The sequence below is a fragment of the Neptuniibacter sp. QD72_48 genome, from assembly GCF_047778065.1.
In the GTDB taxonomy this organism is placed as follows: domain Bacteria; phylum Pseudomonadota; class Gammaproteobacteria; order Pseudomonadales; family Balneatricaceae; genus Neptuniibacter.
Map to the genome: position 1 here is coordinate 1,107,504 of NZ_CP180547.1, position 16,638 is coordinate 1,124,141.

The following is a 16,638-nucleotide window of genomic DNA, read 5'->3' on the forward strand; positions in this document are numbered from 1 at the left end:
TTTCAAAATCTTAGAAGCATTGATTTACTGTAAAAGGGATTTTTAAGTAGTGAGCAACCGTAATTTAGTCACTTGTTATACCTCTGCATTGTTTGTAGGCATGTCGCTTTCAGTTAATGCCCAGACGCTGCCGGATGCGGCGACTCCAGGTGCAATCAGTGAACCGAAGCCTGATCTTCTAGTTAAGCCAAACAATGATCTTCAACTAAGTATTCCTGCTAAGAAGGATCGTCCGCTAGATCTTGATTCTGGACCTGTAATCCAAGTGAAACGGATATCTCTTTATGAACTTGGTGGTAAGGATAAAAGTCAGCAAGTACTTGTGGATAATCAAAAGGTTAACCAGATTATTCAAGATAGTATTGATAAGCATGTAGATGGATTTACGCTTGGGCAGTTACAAAGTTTAACTGATCAGGTAACCAACTTTTATCGTCAACAAGGTTGGATTCTTGCGACTGTTTATCTGCCTGCGCAAGAAGTTGATTCTGGTGAAGTTGTCTTTCACTTATTGCCTGGCAAATTAGATTTGGTACGTGTGCAAGGTGAGTCGTCTTATTCTGTCGATCAGCTTACCCATCCATTTTCGGATTCGCTGCAAACCACACTGGATAAAAACGCTACAGAAGCTTCGTTGTTAACCGTTTTGGATTACCCCGGAATTTCTGTTTCGGGTGTTTTAGAGCCGGGCGAAGAGGTTGGAACGACTAACTTGAATCTGTCTGTTAACAGTGAAGATCGATTTGCAGGGATCATTTATCTAGATAACAAAGGTTCGTTTTACTCCGGTGAAGAGAGATTGGGTGCGGGTTTAATCTTTAATAACCCATTCGGCTTGATCGACCAGCTTCGCCTGGATGGAATGATCCAAAATAAGCCTCAAGCGGAGGGCGATGAATCAGTTGATCATGCTTTGTTTGGTGGTATCTCTTATACGGCTCGCCCTTTTGATCCCGCGTATGAATTGAGCTTTGAGCATTCTCGAAATCAGTATGACATTGGTCGTGAGCTGGCTGAGTTTGGATTTGAAGGTAAGGCAAAGCGTACTTCATTTGGTGTAAAGCGACAGCTGCGTAGAAGTAGGATTTTTAACGACTATGTTCGTTTTAATTTAAACCTGAATGATGCACAAACCCTTCGAGATGGTGAATCTGAGTCTAGAGATAAGCTTACGTCAGTGCAGTTTGCTTACAGCCTTGATTATACGGACGGTCTGATTGGAGGAGGGTATTCGGCATTAAACCTTGTCTACCGTAGAGGGCTGGAAAGTACGTTTGGAAGCTTAAGTAATGGGGATGAGCAGATCAGTCGATTGACCGACAGTGGTCGTGCGCCTATGGATTACTCTAAGTGGAAATTGAGTGCGTCACGCTATCAGCGTTTTATTGCTAACACTTCTCTGCGCATGCGTTTGGATATGCAGTATTCAGCTGATCCTTTGGTATCTCTTGAACAATTTTCCATTGGGGGCTCGGATAGCGTAAGGGCTTACCCTGGCGCTGAATATATGGCTGATAAAGGCGTATTTGCCAGTATTGAATGGATTACACCGATACCTTTCATTGCAGAAAAACCAGCTTTCGGCAACCGCACTTGGGGCGATGTACTGCAGTTCTCTGCGTTCTTCGATTATGGCAAAGGCTATAAGAACGAAGCGCTTTCGACTGAGGAAGATGAGTCCGAGCTGTATGGCTCAGGTTTGGGGATTAGATTTGCCCCACTGGATAATTTAGAGCTAAACATCTCGGTTGCTGAAGCGGGCGCAGAAAAACCAAGCAATGGCCGAGAGCCGCAAATTTTTGCTGATTTGATTTTCCAGTTTTAAAGGGACTTTCTGAGAAAACTTAGGTTTATCAAATCTAAAAACGATTTTTCATTTTACGAATTAAGGCGTAAGCCACCAGAAATAAGAACGGATGCATATGAACTGGTCAAAAACAGCAATATCAACTTTCGTAAAGTCAGCCATGGTGGCGGGCGTTAGTAGTTCTATATTACTGCCGAATAAAGTCTTTGCGGGACCTGCTGGTGGGGTTATTTCACAAGGCAGTGGCAGTATTAGTGTGCATAACAAAACGACCACTATCAAACAGTCTACTTCAGCAATGGTAGTGGATTGGCAGAGTTTTAACGTAGCTCAGGATGAGCTTGTTAAGTTTGACCACCCATCAGCTAAAGCTTCTACCCTAAACCGTATACATGATCAAAATCCCTCTCAAATTCTTGGTCGAGTGGAAGGTAAGGGTAGGGTATTCCTTGTCAATCCGAATGGTATTGTCTTTGGTGAAAACTCTACTGTAAACCTTGGAAGTTTAGTTGCGACCACCAAGCAAATTTCTGACAGTGATTTTATGTCAGGAAATATCAAATTACGTGATGTAGATGATGAAGGCGTCATTGTTAACCGCGGCACATTAACTGCTGCGACAGGCGGATCAGTAGTTCTGGTTGGCGATAATGTCGTTAATGAAGGTGTTATCCAAGCTGTAAAAGGTTCTGTTGTATTAGCCTCAGGTGAAAGCGCAACGCTGGATTTTGATGGTGATGGATTGCTTCAGTTCAAACTATCAGGTGAAGCTACAGAAGGTAAGACAGATACCGCGGTTTTGAATGCTGGCATGATCAGTGCCGACGATGGTTCTGTTCTTTTAACCGCTAAAGCGGCCCGTGATGTGTTTGCTAATGTTGTAAATAATACCGGTGTTGTTGAAGCCAAAGGCATAGATACCAGTGGCGGTAAAATACGTTTAATTGGTGAAGGTGCTGATGTTCGTACTAGTGGTCAGTTAATAGCGACAAGTGAGAACGATACGGGCGGACAGATTGATGTAACCGGCGATCGAGTTGCCATTGATGATGGTGCACTACTTGATGTATCTGGTCAAAATGGTGGCGGTCATATTCGTGTCGGCGGCGGTTATCAAGGTAATGATGCAGACATAAACAATGCTGAAAAAACATATGTTGCTGATACGGCGACATTAAAAGCCGATGCTATTGAATCTGGTGATGGCGGTGAGGTGATTGTTTGGGCCGATGAATTTACAAATTACAAAGGTTCGATCAGCGCGAAAGGTGGCTCACAAAACGGTGACGGTGGCTTTGCCGAAGTATCTGGTAAGCAGGCACTTAGCTTCACTGGTGATGTCGATCTAACTGCTGAAAATGGTGTTACTGGTGAGCTCTTACTTGATCCTGGATATATTGAAATTGTTAAGAATAGTGGTTATATACTCGATGACGATGTGGTATTCGATGGCGATACGAGTACAACTACGAAAATAGATGTAGATAACTTAGTTTCGCAATTGGCTACAGCGAATGTTTCATTGCAGGCTGAGGTTGATATCGATGTTAAGACAAGCATTGATACGACAGGTAATACAGGGGATGTGGCTTTTACCAATAACCTGACTCTGCATGCCAAAAATGACATTAATATTGACGGCGATATTTCGTTAAAAACAGGTGCAACTTTAACACTAAGAGCCAATGGTGATGTCGATGGCAATGGCAATATATCTCAGAGTAAGGCAATCACTGCAACTCACTTAGTTGTTGATGCAAAAAATAGCGCTGATTTAACTGACCAGAATAACAATTTTGATACTGTTTCGTTAAGCGGTGGCTCTGTGAATATCAGAGATGTTGATGGTGTTGATCTGGCCGCTGCGGACCTTACTGGTTCGTTGACAGTGAATGCAGGTGGGAACATTACTCAATCAGGCGTAGTAGACGTTGCTAGTGCTACTGCTCTTACTTCGGGCGCTGATATCACGCTTGATAACAGCAATAACGATTTCTCATCCATATCCCTTACAGCCGTCAATGCTCAGGTGAATGATATAAATGCATTAGATCTGGCTGCGACAACTCTTACAGGCTTGTTAGAAGTAATAGCAGAAAATGATATTACGCAGTCATCGGCTATTAGTTTAAATAGTCCCGCTAGTTTTACGTCTAACAGTGGAAATGTCATTTTAAATAATCCAGCAAATGACTTTGCATCTTTGGGTGTATCAGCTCTCAATGCAATTGTAGAAGATGCCAATGCATTAATACTATCTGATACTAATGTGGCTGGTGATCTGTTTGTGATAACAGCTGGGAATTTAACTCAATCAGCCGCGATTAATGTTGGTGGAACAACCGACCTAGACGTGGCTGGTGCTATCACATTAGAGAACGCTAACAACAATTTTTCTTTTGTTAATGCATCTGCGACAAATATTAGTGTGCGTGATCTAGATGCTCTCAGTGTTGCAGCTTTAAACACCAACAATCTTACAATCACGACCGGTGGCGCTTTAACCCAGACAGGCGCATTTTTTGTGTCTAATGAAGCGCATATCGAAGCAGCATCTACGGTTTTTACAGAAGGTAATGATTTTAACGTTTTATATCTTAATGGTGGGTCAGCAACCATCAATGACATTAACAATGTCGTTTTAGGTAATACAGATTTAACACATGCTTTGACAGTCACAGCTGTTGGAAACATCACTCAAAATGCTGCTGTCGAGGTGGATGGTTTTGCTACATTAAGTGCTACCAACATAGTGTTAGATGACAGCAATAATGATTTTTCATCAGTGAAGCTGACCGCTGTAAATGCGCAACTAGCAGATCGCAATACATTAGCTTTTGGCGCTAGTAATATTTTTGGTGCTTTGAATGTAGCAGCTGAAAGCCATATCACTCAATCTACGGCTATTAGTGTAGATGGAGCAGCAAGTTTTACTTCAAATACGGGCAATGTCATTTTAGGTGATGCTTCGAATGAGTTTTCAACTATTGGTGTTTCTGCACTTAATGCAACTATTCAAGATGTGGACGAATTAGCGCTCTCCACTTCTTCCCTATCAGGTGATTTGTCGGTCATTACAGGCGATAACCTAACTCAATCGGGTGCGATTGATGTAGCGGGGGCAGCTGTACTTGCTGTTTCAGGTGATATCACTTTAGAAAATGCTGCGAATGACTTTGACACTTTAAATGCCTCAGGCACAAACATTAGTGTACGTGATGCGAATGATCTGATCGTTGAGGCTTTAAATACTTCTGACCTTACAATCAATGCAGGGAATGCTATAACGCAAACTGGCGCATTTGTTGTATCTAATGAAACAAATATCCAAGCTGCCACAGCTACTTTAACGCAAGATAACGATTTTAATTCTTTGTCTTTGAGTGGTGGCACTGCGTCGGTTAATGATATTAATGGCATCTTACTTGATACGATCGATTTAACTGGCAGTTTAACAGTTAATAGTGCAGGTAATATTACGCAAAATGGCGCTGTTGATGTTGATGGTACAACCTCGTTAACAGCGACAGGTTATAATATTACGCTGGATAACGGTAATAATGATTTCTCATCTTTATCTCTTACCGCAGTCGATGCGCAAATTGAAGATGCGAGCGCATTAGTTCTAGCTTCAACTGATCTGACGGGTACTTTGGCCGTAACTGCAGAAGGTAACATCACTCAAACAGCAGCTGTTGAAGTTGATGGAGCGGCTAGTTTTACGTCGAACAGTGGAGATGTCACTTTAAATCATGCCGGTAATGATTTCAGCTCGCTTGGTGTATCAGCGGCGAATGCGACGGTTGTTGATGTTAATGCAGTAGAGCTTTCAAGCTCATCTGTCACAGGCGATTTATCAGTCACTGCTGGTGGAAATCTAACTCAATCGGGTGCGATTGATGTAGCGGGTGCAACTGTACTTGCTGTTTCAGGTGATATTACTTTAGAAAATGCTGCTAATGACTTTGACACTTTAGATGCTTCAGGCACAAATATTAGTGTGCGTGATGAAAATGATCTGAGTGTTGCAGCTTTAAATACTACTAATCTCACAATTACTACGGGTGGTGCTTTAACCCAAACAGGCGCATTCGTTGTTTCTAGTACGGCTAACATCGAAGCAGCTACTGCCACTTTAACGCAAGATAATGACTTTACCTCTTTGGCGCTGAATGGTGGTTCTGTAACGGTTAATGATCTTAATGACGTTGTACTGGGTACGACGGATTTGACTGGAAATTTAACTGTTACTAGTGCAGGCAATATTACGCAAAGTGGTGACGTTGAGGTGGATGGTGCTACTTCACTCACGGCTGCAGGGGATATTACTTTAGATAATAGCGGTAACGACTTCGCATCATTAGCATTGGATGCCGTAAATTCCGTTGTCCAAGACAGCACTGCACTCGAATTAGCAGTAACGACCATTATTAATGCTTTAACAGTTACATCTGCTGGTGATTTGACTCAGTCCGGTGCAATTGACGTGAATGGCGCCACTGTTCTTGCAGTTACAGGTGATATCACTTTAGAGAATACAGCTAATGATTTAACTAGCCTAGATGTGACAGCATCTACTTCTTCTAACATGAGTGTCACAGATACTAATGATTTAAGTGTCTCTGCTGTAAGCGTTGATGATCTCAGCTTGACCACTGGTGGCGTGTTAACCCAAACAGGCGCATTTGTCGTTTCTAATAATGCTGTAATTGATGCGAATACCGCGACGTTAACTCAAGATAATGACTTTGCTACTTTGTCTCTAGCTGGCGGGTCTGCAAATGTTACCGATATCAATGCGATTGAGCTTGGCGTGACTGATCTCTCAGGCACATTAACCGTTACTGCCGGTGGAAATATAACGCAGTCGGGCATAGTAGAAGTTGATGGTGTAGCAAATCTATCGGCAACTGGCAGCGATATCGTTCTAGATAACGTAGCGAATGATTTTTCTACGGTAACTGTTCAGGCAGATACACTTGAGCTTGCTGATAAAAATGATGTAAGTCTTGCGGCGCTGACCGTTGATAATCTTGCATTAGTAGTGGCGGGAGCGTTGACTCAATCAGGTGTTTTTGATGTTCAAAACGGTGCTGATATCCAAGCTAATACTGCAACATTAAACCTAGATAATGATTTCAATTCACTAGCGTTAAGCGGTGGCTCAATTTCGATTAAAGATATCAATGGTTTTGCACTAGGAGCTACTGATCTAACAGGTGATTTGACCATTGATACCGTTGGCACATTGAGTCAAATCGCAGAGGCAAAAGTGGACGGTCTTACCGATCTAACTGCTACAACGATTATATTATCTGAAGACAATGACTTTACTGATCTGGCTCTCTCAGCGCAGGATGCAACAGTAAAAGATATCAATGCATTGCGCTTGGATACATCATCACTGACAGGTTTCCTATCTGTAAATACTGGCGGTGATTTAACGCAAAATGGCGCGGTAACGGTTGCTGGCTCAACGATTTTTGCATCTGTTGGTCAGTCAATTGATCTCCAAAATAGCAGTAATGATTTCAATACAGTGACAGCGGTCGCATCTACTGTGAGCCTGAATGATAGTAATGATTTGATCCTGAATGGACTTACTGTTGATGATTTGGCTGTAACAGTCGTAGGCACGTTAACGCAAACGGGCGCCTTCATTGTAAATAATCTTGCTGATATTACTGGTAACCTAATTACTTTAGGCCAAGCAAATGACTTTAATTCGTTAGCCTTGGCAGGTGGCAATGTTACGGTAAATGAGGTTGATGAACTGAACTTAGATTCAGTCAATCTAACAGGCTCTTTAACCTTAACTACAGGCGGTAATCTTTCTCAATCGGGTACTGTTAACGTAGATGGAAATACCGATCTTGATGTTTCAGGTGTTATCACGTTACTCGATTCGAACAATGATTTCTCTACAGTTGATGTCATAGCGAATGAGCTACATATTCGTGATGCTGGAGATCTAAGTTTGTCTGCTTTGAACGTTGATGAATTAACAGTCATCACGGCCGGGCAGCTTACGCAAACTGGTGTGTTTGATATTGCAAATAGCGCCGATATAACAGCTGCAACTTCTATTCTTACGCAGAATAATGACTTTAATACTTTGGCATTAGCGGGGGGGAGTGCAACTATCACAGAGGCAAATGGTGTATTGCTTGAAGCATCTGATCTCACCGGTAATCTAACCCTCAATGTGGCAGGAGCGTTATCGCAATTAGGTGCTGTGAGCGTTGATGGCACAACGGATTTAACCGCATCGTCTATTTCTTTAACCCAGAGTAACGACTTTGCAACATTGCAGTTGGCTTCGGGTGATACAACTATTACTAATTCTGGTGGTTTGAATCTAGGTTGGAGTCATGTCACTGGAGATTTAAATCTGATGCTGGGTGGGGATCTAACTCAATCTGATGCACTCCAGATTGATGGCACTACCTCAATTACAGCACCTGGTTTTGATATTTATCTACAAAATATCGGAAATGATTTTAATAGCTTCTTTGCGAATGCTTCTGAGCTGAACCTCGTTGATAAGAATGATCTCTCGTTTGCTGGTTCATTTGTAAATTCATTGGATCTGGATATTACGGGTGATCTGACTCAAACCGACGGTATTACTGTTAATGATCTGGCTGATATTAGTGCTAATACCGTTTTCTTAGATCAGCCAAACAACTTTAATCAGATCACTATTACAGCTTCATCCGCTCTTATAGAAGAAGCAAATGATATTGATCTACTTTCACAATCTATTACGGGTGACTTCACGCTAACTGCAGGTGGAGATATTACGCAGTCAGAAGCACTTTCTTTTACTGGAAACGTAATAATTCAATCGACTGATGGCGATGTGATTTTAAATAATCGTCGAAATGATTTTGCATCACTAAGTATCATCGGTGGCCATGTAAGTGTTACAGATCAAGGGGATCTTGCTTTACCAAGTTTGGATGTAAGCACTTTAACCATTGATATAGATGGGCACTTAACTCAAACCGGTGCCTTTGTTGTGACGGATCAAGCTGACTTAACAGCTGCTACGATTAATCTTGATCTGCTTAATGACTTTAATAAGTTAGGCCTAAACGCGACAACGGCAACCATTAATGAAATTAATGGTTTTACACTCACAGATTCAACTATAGCAGGGGCTTTAACTATCACTGCTATGGGGGATGTTGAGCAAACTGCTGCGATAAATGTTGCTGGTCACACGAATATTGACGCATCAGGTAATGCAATTATTTTGCAAAATGCTGCGAATGATTTTTCGACAATAGAACTGACCGCCATTGATGCCAGATTGAGCGATAGTAATGATCTAATCGTAAGTTCAGTTATCGTTGATCAACTGATGCTTGATGCTGCAGATACACTCAGCCAAACAGGTGAGATAAGCGTTACTAATGGTTCAGATATTTCGGCTTCAGTTATCAATTTGAATCTAGGTAATGACTTTAATGAATTGGCTCTCCAAGGTAGAGAGGCGATTGTAAATGACATTAATGACCTAAGTTTAGGACTGACTAATTTATCTGGTGATATGACAGTTACAGCAGTAGGTACAGTCTCCCAAGGAGCATCTACGACTGTTCTAGGAAATACGGATATCACTGCTGCTGTGGTTAATCTGCAGCATGCAGATAATGACTTTAATACTTTTTCTGCAACAGCCTCTGAAGTGTATCTACGTGATACTAATGATATTTCGGTCGATTCTCTAACGGTTGATGAATTAAGCCTTCGCACCGATGGAACATTAACTCAAACGGGGGCGTTTACCGTTGCCAATCTGGCAGAGGTTCATGTTGATAGTGCGGCACTAGATCAGGCTAATGACTTTAATCGCTTATCTATTAATGGCGGAAGCATTGAAGTTAACGATATTAATCAATTAGATATAGCTACTTCTTCTCTAACAGGAACTGCTTCTATTACTACAGCAGGTTCTGTGTCCCAATCGGGTGGGTTAATTGCAGATCATATTGAGTTAAATGCTACAGGTCACAATGTAGAGTTGAATCATGTTGATAACGATTTTGACTCTTTTGCGGTTAATGCTGAAACAGTAGCAGTAAGTAACTCTTCTGATCTTGAGATCGCTGCGAGTACCATCGGTCAAAGTTTGAGTATTACAGCAACAGGCGATGTTACTCAGTCGGAATCTCTTGATATTTCAACTTTTGAAATAGATGCATCTGGATTCGATGTAAATCTAACCAATAGTAATAATGATTTTGACTCACTTGCGGTAACAGCCAACACAGCCACTATTGTTGATCAAAATGGTATTTCTCTTGCCGCGTCTCAGGTTACAAGTGAATTTGATTTAACAGCAAATGGAAGTGTTACTCAGACAGCGGCCCTTAATACTGGCTTGTTGGACGTTACAGCTGTAGGTCAGACCGTTGAGCTTTCTAACGCTAATAACCAGCTGGGTGCAGTGTCATTGCAAGCAGATGATGCCACGCTCGTATCTACAGGTAATCTATCAGTACAGAATGTAACGTTAACCAATTCACTTGATTTAACCGTAGCAGGGGATGTAACTCAAAATGGTGTACTGATGGTGCCAGAGTTATTTATCAATACAGGCTCAAATGACCTGACATTGACTAACGCTGGTAACCGGCTCGATCGCATAAGTGTTAGAGGTAACCAAGCGCGAGTTCGTGATAATGGAAGCCTTGAACTCATGGGAGTGAATGTTAGCGATTTAAGCATTGCTGTGGATGATTCGCTTACTCAGTCTTCTGGTACAACGATCAAAGCAAGTGATCGTCTAACTGTAACGGCAAATCAGATCGTTCTAAATCAAGCCAATAAGATCAATTCTGTTGCGCTTTCGGGGACCAATGCTGAGCTTACGAATGCCGCAAACCTTGAACTAAGAAATATCGATTTAAACAATTTCTTTTTGAATGTTTCTGGTTCGGTGAGCAATACAGTAGCGAGTAATATCCAGGTGAATAATGATTTTGTCGTTTCAAATTCTGGAAATATTAGTCTTGGTAAAGTAGCGGGCGACAATGTGAATTTTGGCGCGATCACGCTTGATAGTAAGGGAGTAACTATCAGAGAAGATAGTGATATTTTGCTAAAAGACGTTACCGCTTCAAGTTTGACTTTAAGAAGTACTGGAGACGTTAAAGATAATGGTGATTTATCGATCTCAGGGACACTCACTGTCGATGCTCAAGGCGACATTGAACTCGGTTCCTTTGGTCAATCCGAAGTGACTAAATTTGGAGCCATCAGTTTAAAAGCTGACAACATACGTGTCATTGAAGAAGACTCGATGATGATCCATCGTGCTAAAGGTGATGTCGTAGAGTTGTTTTCTGAAAAAGGAGCTATCTATACCAATGGTACTAAAATTGTTGCTAAAAGTGTCTTAACACTGGATGCAGGTCCCAATAAAGACATTGGTAGTCCAGATAATTTAGTTAACTTTATATTGAATCGAACGGGCTCCCTTACACTTGATGCACGTAATGCTTATTTGACCCAGTCTGCTGCAGACTTCTCTCGACAAGTTGCGCTATTCAACTCAAATGCTCTTATTCGCTCGGAAGCCAATCTAGTTGCTTTGACGCGCTCAGAAGTTCAATTCTTAAGCTACCTATTAGGTGTAGATGAGGCTTTATTTAATGAGTTCGTAACTATCTTTGATGTCCAGGAAGATGGAATGTTATTGCCAGAAGATCAGCGAGAAGAAGAGCTTTCTTGGTTTAGTAATGATGGCCGTTACCTAGTGTCTGTGGATAAGAATGAGAAGTTTGAAGACTTGCATGATATGTGGGTTAAGTATGGTGAAATCTTTACAGTACTGGCGATGGATAACTCAAAACACAATCTTGGGTTAATGTAAAAGAAAGATAAGGGAATATCTGAAAAATGAGTGTAAATAAACCACTTTTTTATAAGCAAATTACAGCGCTGAGTCGCCAGAAACATAGCGATTTAGCTTATGACAATGCTCACGGTTACCGCTTTGCTCAAGAGACTAATTCGGTGCCTGTCTGCGTCAGTGAATTTGCTGCTGCATCTCGCGTATATCCGATTGTCTTTGTGATTCAAAACGGCGTGGCTGCACCTGTTGCTGTTCTTGGTACTCAACCTCAACAAAATGTTTGGATTGATACCGAAGGCCATTGGCTTGGTGATTACGTACCCGCTTATGTCCGTCGTTATCCATTTATTTCTGTAAGAACATCAGAGCATGAATCAACGCTTTGTATCGATGCATTAAGTGACACGCTGAACACAAATAATGAAGGCATAGCTCTGTTTGACGAACAGGGCGATCAGAGCGAATTTCTTAAGCAAAGATTTCAGTTAGCTGAAGCTTATGAAACCGAAATGTTACGAAACAAACGTCTTTCATCATTTCTCTTAGAGCATGACCTACTTGAACCTGCTCAACTCAATGAAAAGACTGAGAACGTTAAAACAGTATTGTCTGGTTTTATGGTGGTTTCTAGAGCGCGCTTGGAAGCTCTGGATAAAGAAGTTATCGCCGAACTCCATCAAGAAGGTGCTTTAGAGCTGATTTATCAGCATCTATTTTCGTTGGAATGCTTTAACTCTCTTGCAAAAAAATGTTCAGAATCTAACGAAGTTTTAGCAGAGGGAGCTGCTTAATGGATCAACAAGAGATTCTCAGTCTCGCATTACCTTTAGAGGGCGGTAGCCCTGTTGGGCCAGATGTAAAACATGATGATGATTTTACAAGGCTAGAGGATGAATTGAGAAAAGGCGAAGGGATCGATATTCAGCCGATCGACTGGCCTGTGGTCGAGATTGTTTCCGGCAAGATTCTTAAGGAACAAAGTAAAGACCTTCGGGTGGCTTCTAGGTTAGTGGCTGCGCTTTTCTATCGTCACAGTTTTAAGGGGTTAAACGCTGGTTTTAAGTTATTAAGAGACTTAGTTAATGCACCTTACTGGGATGATATTCACCCTAAAAGGCCTAAAAGCCGAGGTGCAGCAGTTTCTTGGACGCTGCAGAAAATTGATCGACCGTTTTCGGAATTTGAAACAACGTTAGAGCAAGCTACTGATGTAATTGAAGCTGCAAATGTATTTGTTGAATTAGATAACGCCCTGGCTGAAAAGCTGGGTGATAAAGCGCCCAGTTTATTTGAATTCCGTAATGTCATTGGTCGATATAAGCAAGAAGCTGAATACCTCATTGCGGAAGAAGAGAAAAAGAAAGCGGCTCCTGCTCCTACGCCGGTTGAAGCAGAACCTCAGCCAGAAGCACATGTTGCATCTCAAGCTAAACCCGCAGTAGAAGCTAATCCAGCGCCTAGTCAAACTGCGCCAGTGCAACAACAGAAACAAGAGCAAGCACAGCCAACAGTTAAAGCCCCAACCCATGTCGCAGTCGCAGTTTCTTCAGCTGAAGATATCGCAAAGGCGCTACGTTCTTGTAACTCCACCATGAGCAAAGTAGCTCACCTCGTGAGGGGGCAAAAGGTGAGTGATCCTTATGCCTATTATCTTTTGCGTACAGGTATTTGGATGCAGTTAAGAGAGGTGCCTGCTGATGGGGTATTACCCGCACCAATGGGCAATAAATTAGCAGCGCTGCAACAGCTAGAACAAAACAAAGATTGGCCAAGTCTGATAGAAGAGTGCGAAAAAACATTCGCGTCAGGACAGATCTTTTGGTTATCCCTACATCGAATGGTCGCTAATGCTTTAGATGCGATGGGCGCTAAAGAAGCTGCTCAAGCAGTAAAAGATTCAGTTGCCATGCTGGTTTCTCGCTTGCCAGAAATTCTTACACGTACGTTTGATGGCGGGGAAGGATTTGCGGATGAGATGACCAAAGCGTGGATCGCCTCTTTATCTACCCAAAGTAATGAAACTGCAGCATCAGATAGCGGTGAATCACAAGAGAGCTCCCCTTGGCAGTCAGTTGCGGCTGAAGCGAAAAAGCACGCTATTAATGGCGAATTTGATCAAGGCTTGGCGCTCTTTAAACAAGGCATATTGTCTGTTAGCAGCTTACGTGAACAGGCTTATTGGCAGCTGGAGCAAGCGCGTTTTTGTTACGAAGCTGGCCACCTAGAAATTGCACAGCCTCAGCTTACTTATCTTCATCAAATGATCGAAGAAAAGCAGCTGCAGCAATGGGAACCTTTACTGCATTTGGAAGTAACGAAGTTACTCATTAACTGCCATTCCCAAGCGCAAACAAAGAAAAAATATACAACAGAGCAGCTAACTCAAGTTGACCAGCTTAAAGCACACCTGTGCTTAATGGATCCACTGGGTGCGCTGTCCATTCTTAAAACAAACTAATAAAGGAAGTAAATAATGGCTAAAGAAGGATCAGTTGCCCCTAAGGAAAGGATCAATATCGTTTACAAGCCTGCAACAGGTGACGCAAAGGAAGAGATCGAATTACCGCTAAAAATGTTGATGGTCGGTGATTACACCCTGCGTGAAGACGATGATGAAGTTGAAGATCGTGAACTGATTGACGTTGATAAAGCCAATTTCAACGACGTTATGTCTAGCCAAAAGCTAAATCTTCAACTGACCGTGCCTAACAAACTGTCAGGTGAAGAAGACGATGAGATGCCGGTGGATCTTAGCTTCGATACGTTGAAAGACTTCGAACCAGAAGCAGTCGTTCGCCAAGTACCTGAAATGGCAAAACTACTGGAATTGCGTGAAGCGCTTTCATTCTTGAAAGGCCCACTAGGTAACGTACCTGCTTTCCGTAAGCAGATTGATGAGCTGCTAGGCGATGACGAATCTCGTCAAAAGCTAATGGCGGAACTTGGTATCGAAAAATCTTAAGCCTTCGCGGCATTAGAGACAAAGGAATAAGAATATGTCTGAACAAGAATTGGTAGCGGAGCAGGGTGCAGTTGTAGAAGCAGAACACGGCTCTTTACTCGATCAGATCCTACAACAAACAAACATGAAAGCGGGTGACGAGTCCTATGATGTTGCATCCAAAGGGGTTCAAGCTTTCATTGCTGAGATTTTAACATCCGGTGAAAAAACTGAGCGTGTACGTAAGCAGCTCGTTGATGACATGATCGCCGAAATTGATGAGAAACTGAGTTTACAACTTGATCAGATTCTACATAACGAAAAGGTTCAAAAGCTTGAGTCTGCTTGGCGTGGTTTGAAGTTCGTTGTGGATCGCACTGATTTCCGTGAAAACAACAAAATTCAGATTCTAAACGTATCTAAAGAAGATCTTGCGGTAGATTTTGAAGATGCATCAGAGATCACTCAATCAGGTCTGTACAAGCAGGTTTATACGGCTGAATATGGTCAGCACGGTGGTGAGCCAGTTGCTGCGATTATGGCAAACTACGACTTTGAACATAGTGCTCCAGATGTAAGCCTTCTGCAAAGTGTAGCGAGTGTGTCGACTATGGCTCATGCGCCATTTATCGCAGCTGCATCGCCTAAGTTCTTTGGTGTTGATGATATTCAATCACTGCCAAACCTGAACGATATCTCTGCCATCTTTGAAGGTCCACAATATGCGAAGTGGCGTTCATTCCGAGAGAGTGAAGATGCAAGAAGTGTTGGTCTAACGCTACCGCGTTTCCTACTGCGTCTGCCATATCACGAGCGCGATAACCCAGTTAAAGCATTCCGCTACAACGAGAACATCGATGGCGACCACCAGAACTACCTATGGGGTAACACATCATTCGCGTTTGCAACACGTCTAACTGAGAGTTTCGCTAAGTATCGTTGGTGTCCAAATATTATTGGCCCGCAAAGCGGTGGTGCAGTAGAAGACCTTCCACTTCATCAGTATGAAGCAATGGGTCAGATCGAAACTAAGATCCCGACAGAGGTTCTTGTTTCCGATCGCCGTGAATTTGAATTGGCTGAAGCAGGCTTTATCCCGCTTACTTTCCGTAAAGGCAGTGACAATGCTGCATTCTTCTCAGCTAACTCTACGCAAAAGCCTAAGTTCTTTGGTGTGAGTAAAGAGGGTAAAGAAGCGGAGATGAACTACAAGTTGAGTACTCAGCTTCCTTATATGTTCATCGTTAACCGTTTAGCGCACTACATCAAGGTACTGCAGCGTGAAAACATCGGTAGTTGGAAAGAGCGTAACGACTTAGAAGAAGAACTAAACGTTTGGATTCGTCAGTTTGTTGCTAACCAAGATGGTGCTAGTGCAGAAGTGCGTAGCCGCCGTCCACTTCGTGATGCGAGCATTACGGTATCTGATGTGGAAGGTGAACCAGGTTTCTACCGTGTGTCTATGAATGTGCGTCCACATTTCAAATATATGGGTGCAGATTTCACATTGTCTCTAGTGGGCAAATTGGATAAATCCTAAAAGATTGGTTGCGGGGGACTGCTCTGTTGTAAACCCCCGCAGCCTGCTATGGAGAGCAAAAAATGCTGGAGTATTCGCTGTTACAGCGAGTTGCATTAGGTGACGAAGGAGCGCAACGATCTTTAGACGTGGGTGTTGATAAGCTTCGTCAATCTGTCCGTTTGCATCTACAAAACCTATTTAATGTTCGTTATGGCAGTGTCGCGTCATTGCCCGAATATGGTTTGCCAGATTTTAATGATTTGGATCTCAACTCCGGTTATATGCAGGCGGTTAAAGAGATGCGTAAAGCGATTAAACAAGCTTTAGATCTCTATGAACCGCGCTTAGATCAAACGCGTGTCTCATTTACTCAAAATGAGGATGATCCTACCGATCTGCGTTTTGAAATTGTGGCACGACTCGTCGTTCCAGGAAGCCCTGTCCGCGTCAAATTCGAGACGATGATGGGTAACGATGGATTGTTTAAGGTACAGAGCTAACTG

At 42.5% G+C, this 16,638-nt stretch carries 7 protein-coding genes; all 7 read left to right on the forward strand.

The window, feature by feature from the left end; translation table 11 throughout:
* Positions 1–49 precede the first annotated feature (49 nt).
* Positions 50–1,825, forward strand: coding sequence for a ShlB/FhaC/HecB family hemolysin secretion/activation protein (locus ACMXYX_RS04815; RefSeq protein ID WP_415897764.1), 1,776 nt, complete (start codon positions 50–52; stop codon positions 1,823–1,825).
* Positions 1,826–1,922: 97 nt separating this feature from the next.
* Positions 1,923–11,690 carry a filamentous hemagglutinin N-terminal domain-containing protein gene (locus tag ACMXYX_RS04820; protein WP_415906554.1) on the forward strand — a complete coding sequence of 3,256 codons (9,768 nt, stop codon included), beginning with the start codon at positions 1,923–1,925 and terminating at the stop codon, positions 11,688–11,690.
* Between the two features lie 26 nt (positions 11,691–11,716).
* Positions 11,717–12,463 carry a SapC family protein gene (locus ACMXYX_RS04825; RefSeq protein WP_415897766.1) on the forward strand — a complete coding sequence of 249 codons (747 nt, stop codon included), beginning with the start codon at positions 11,717–11,719 and terminating at the stop codon, positions 12,461–12,463.
* Complete coding sequence (gene tssA / locus ACMXYX_RS04830) at positions 12,463–14,130, forward strand: type VI secretion system protein TssA (protein WP_415897767.1); 1,668 nt, start codon at positions 12,463–12,465, stop codon at positions 14,128–14,130. The genes ACMXYX_RS04825 and tssA overlap by 1 nt, the downstream gene beginning before the upstream one ends.
* 15 nt (positions 14,131–14,145) lie before the next feature.
* Positions 14,146–14,634, forward strand: a complete 489-nt coding sequence (gene tssB, locus ACMXYX_RS04835; RefSeq protein ID WP_415884446.1) for a type VI secretion system contractile sheath small subunit — start codon at positions 14,146–14,148, stop codon at positions 14,632–14,634.
* A 34-nt stretch (positions 14,635–14,668) separates the two neighbouring features.
* Complete coding sequence (gene tssC, locus ACMXYX_RS04840) at positions 14,669–16,153, forward strand: type VI secretion system contractile sheath large subunit (RefSeq protein ID WP_415884447.1); 1,485 nt, start codon at positions 14,669–14,671, stop codon at positions 16,151–16,153.
* Between the two features lie 62 nt (positions 16,154–16,215).
* On the forward strand, positions 16,216–16,635 hold the full coding sequence (gene tssE, locus ACMXYX_RS04845) for a type VI secretion system baseplate subunit TssE (RefSeq protein WP_415891610.1): 420 nt from the start codon (positions 16,216–16,218) through the stop codon (positions 16,633–16,635).
* Positions 16,636–16,638: the final 3 nt, after the last annotated feature.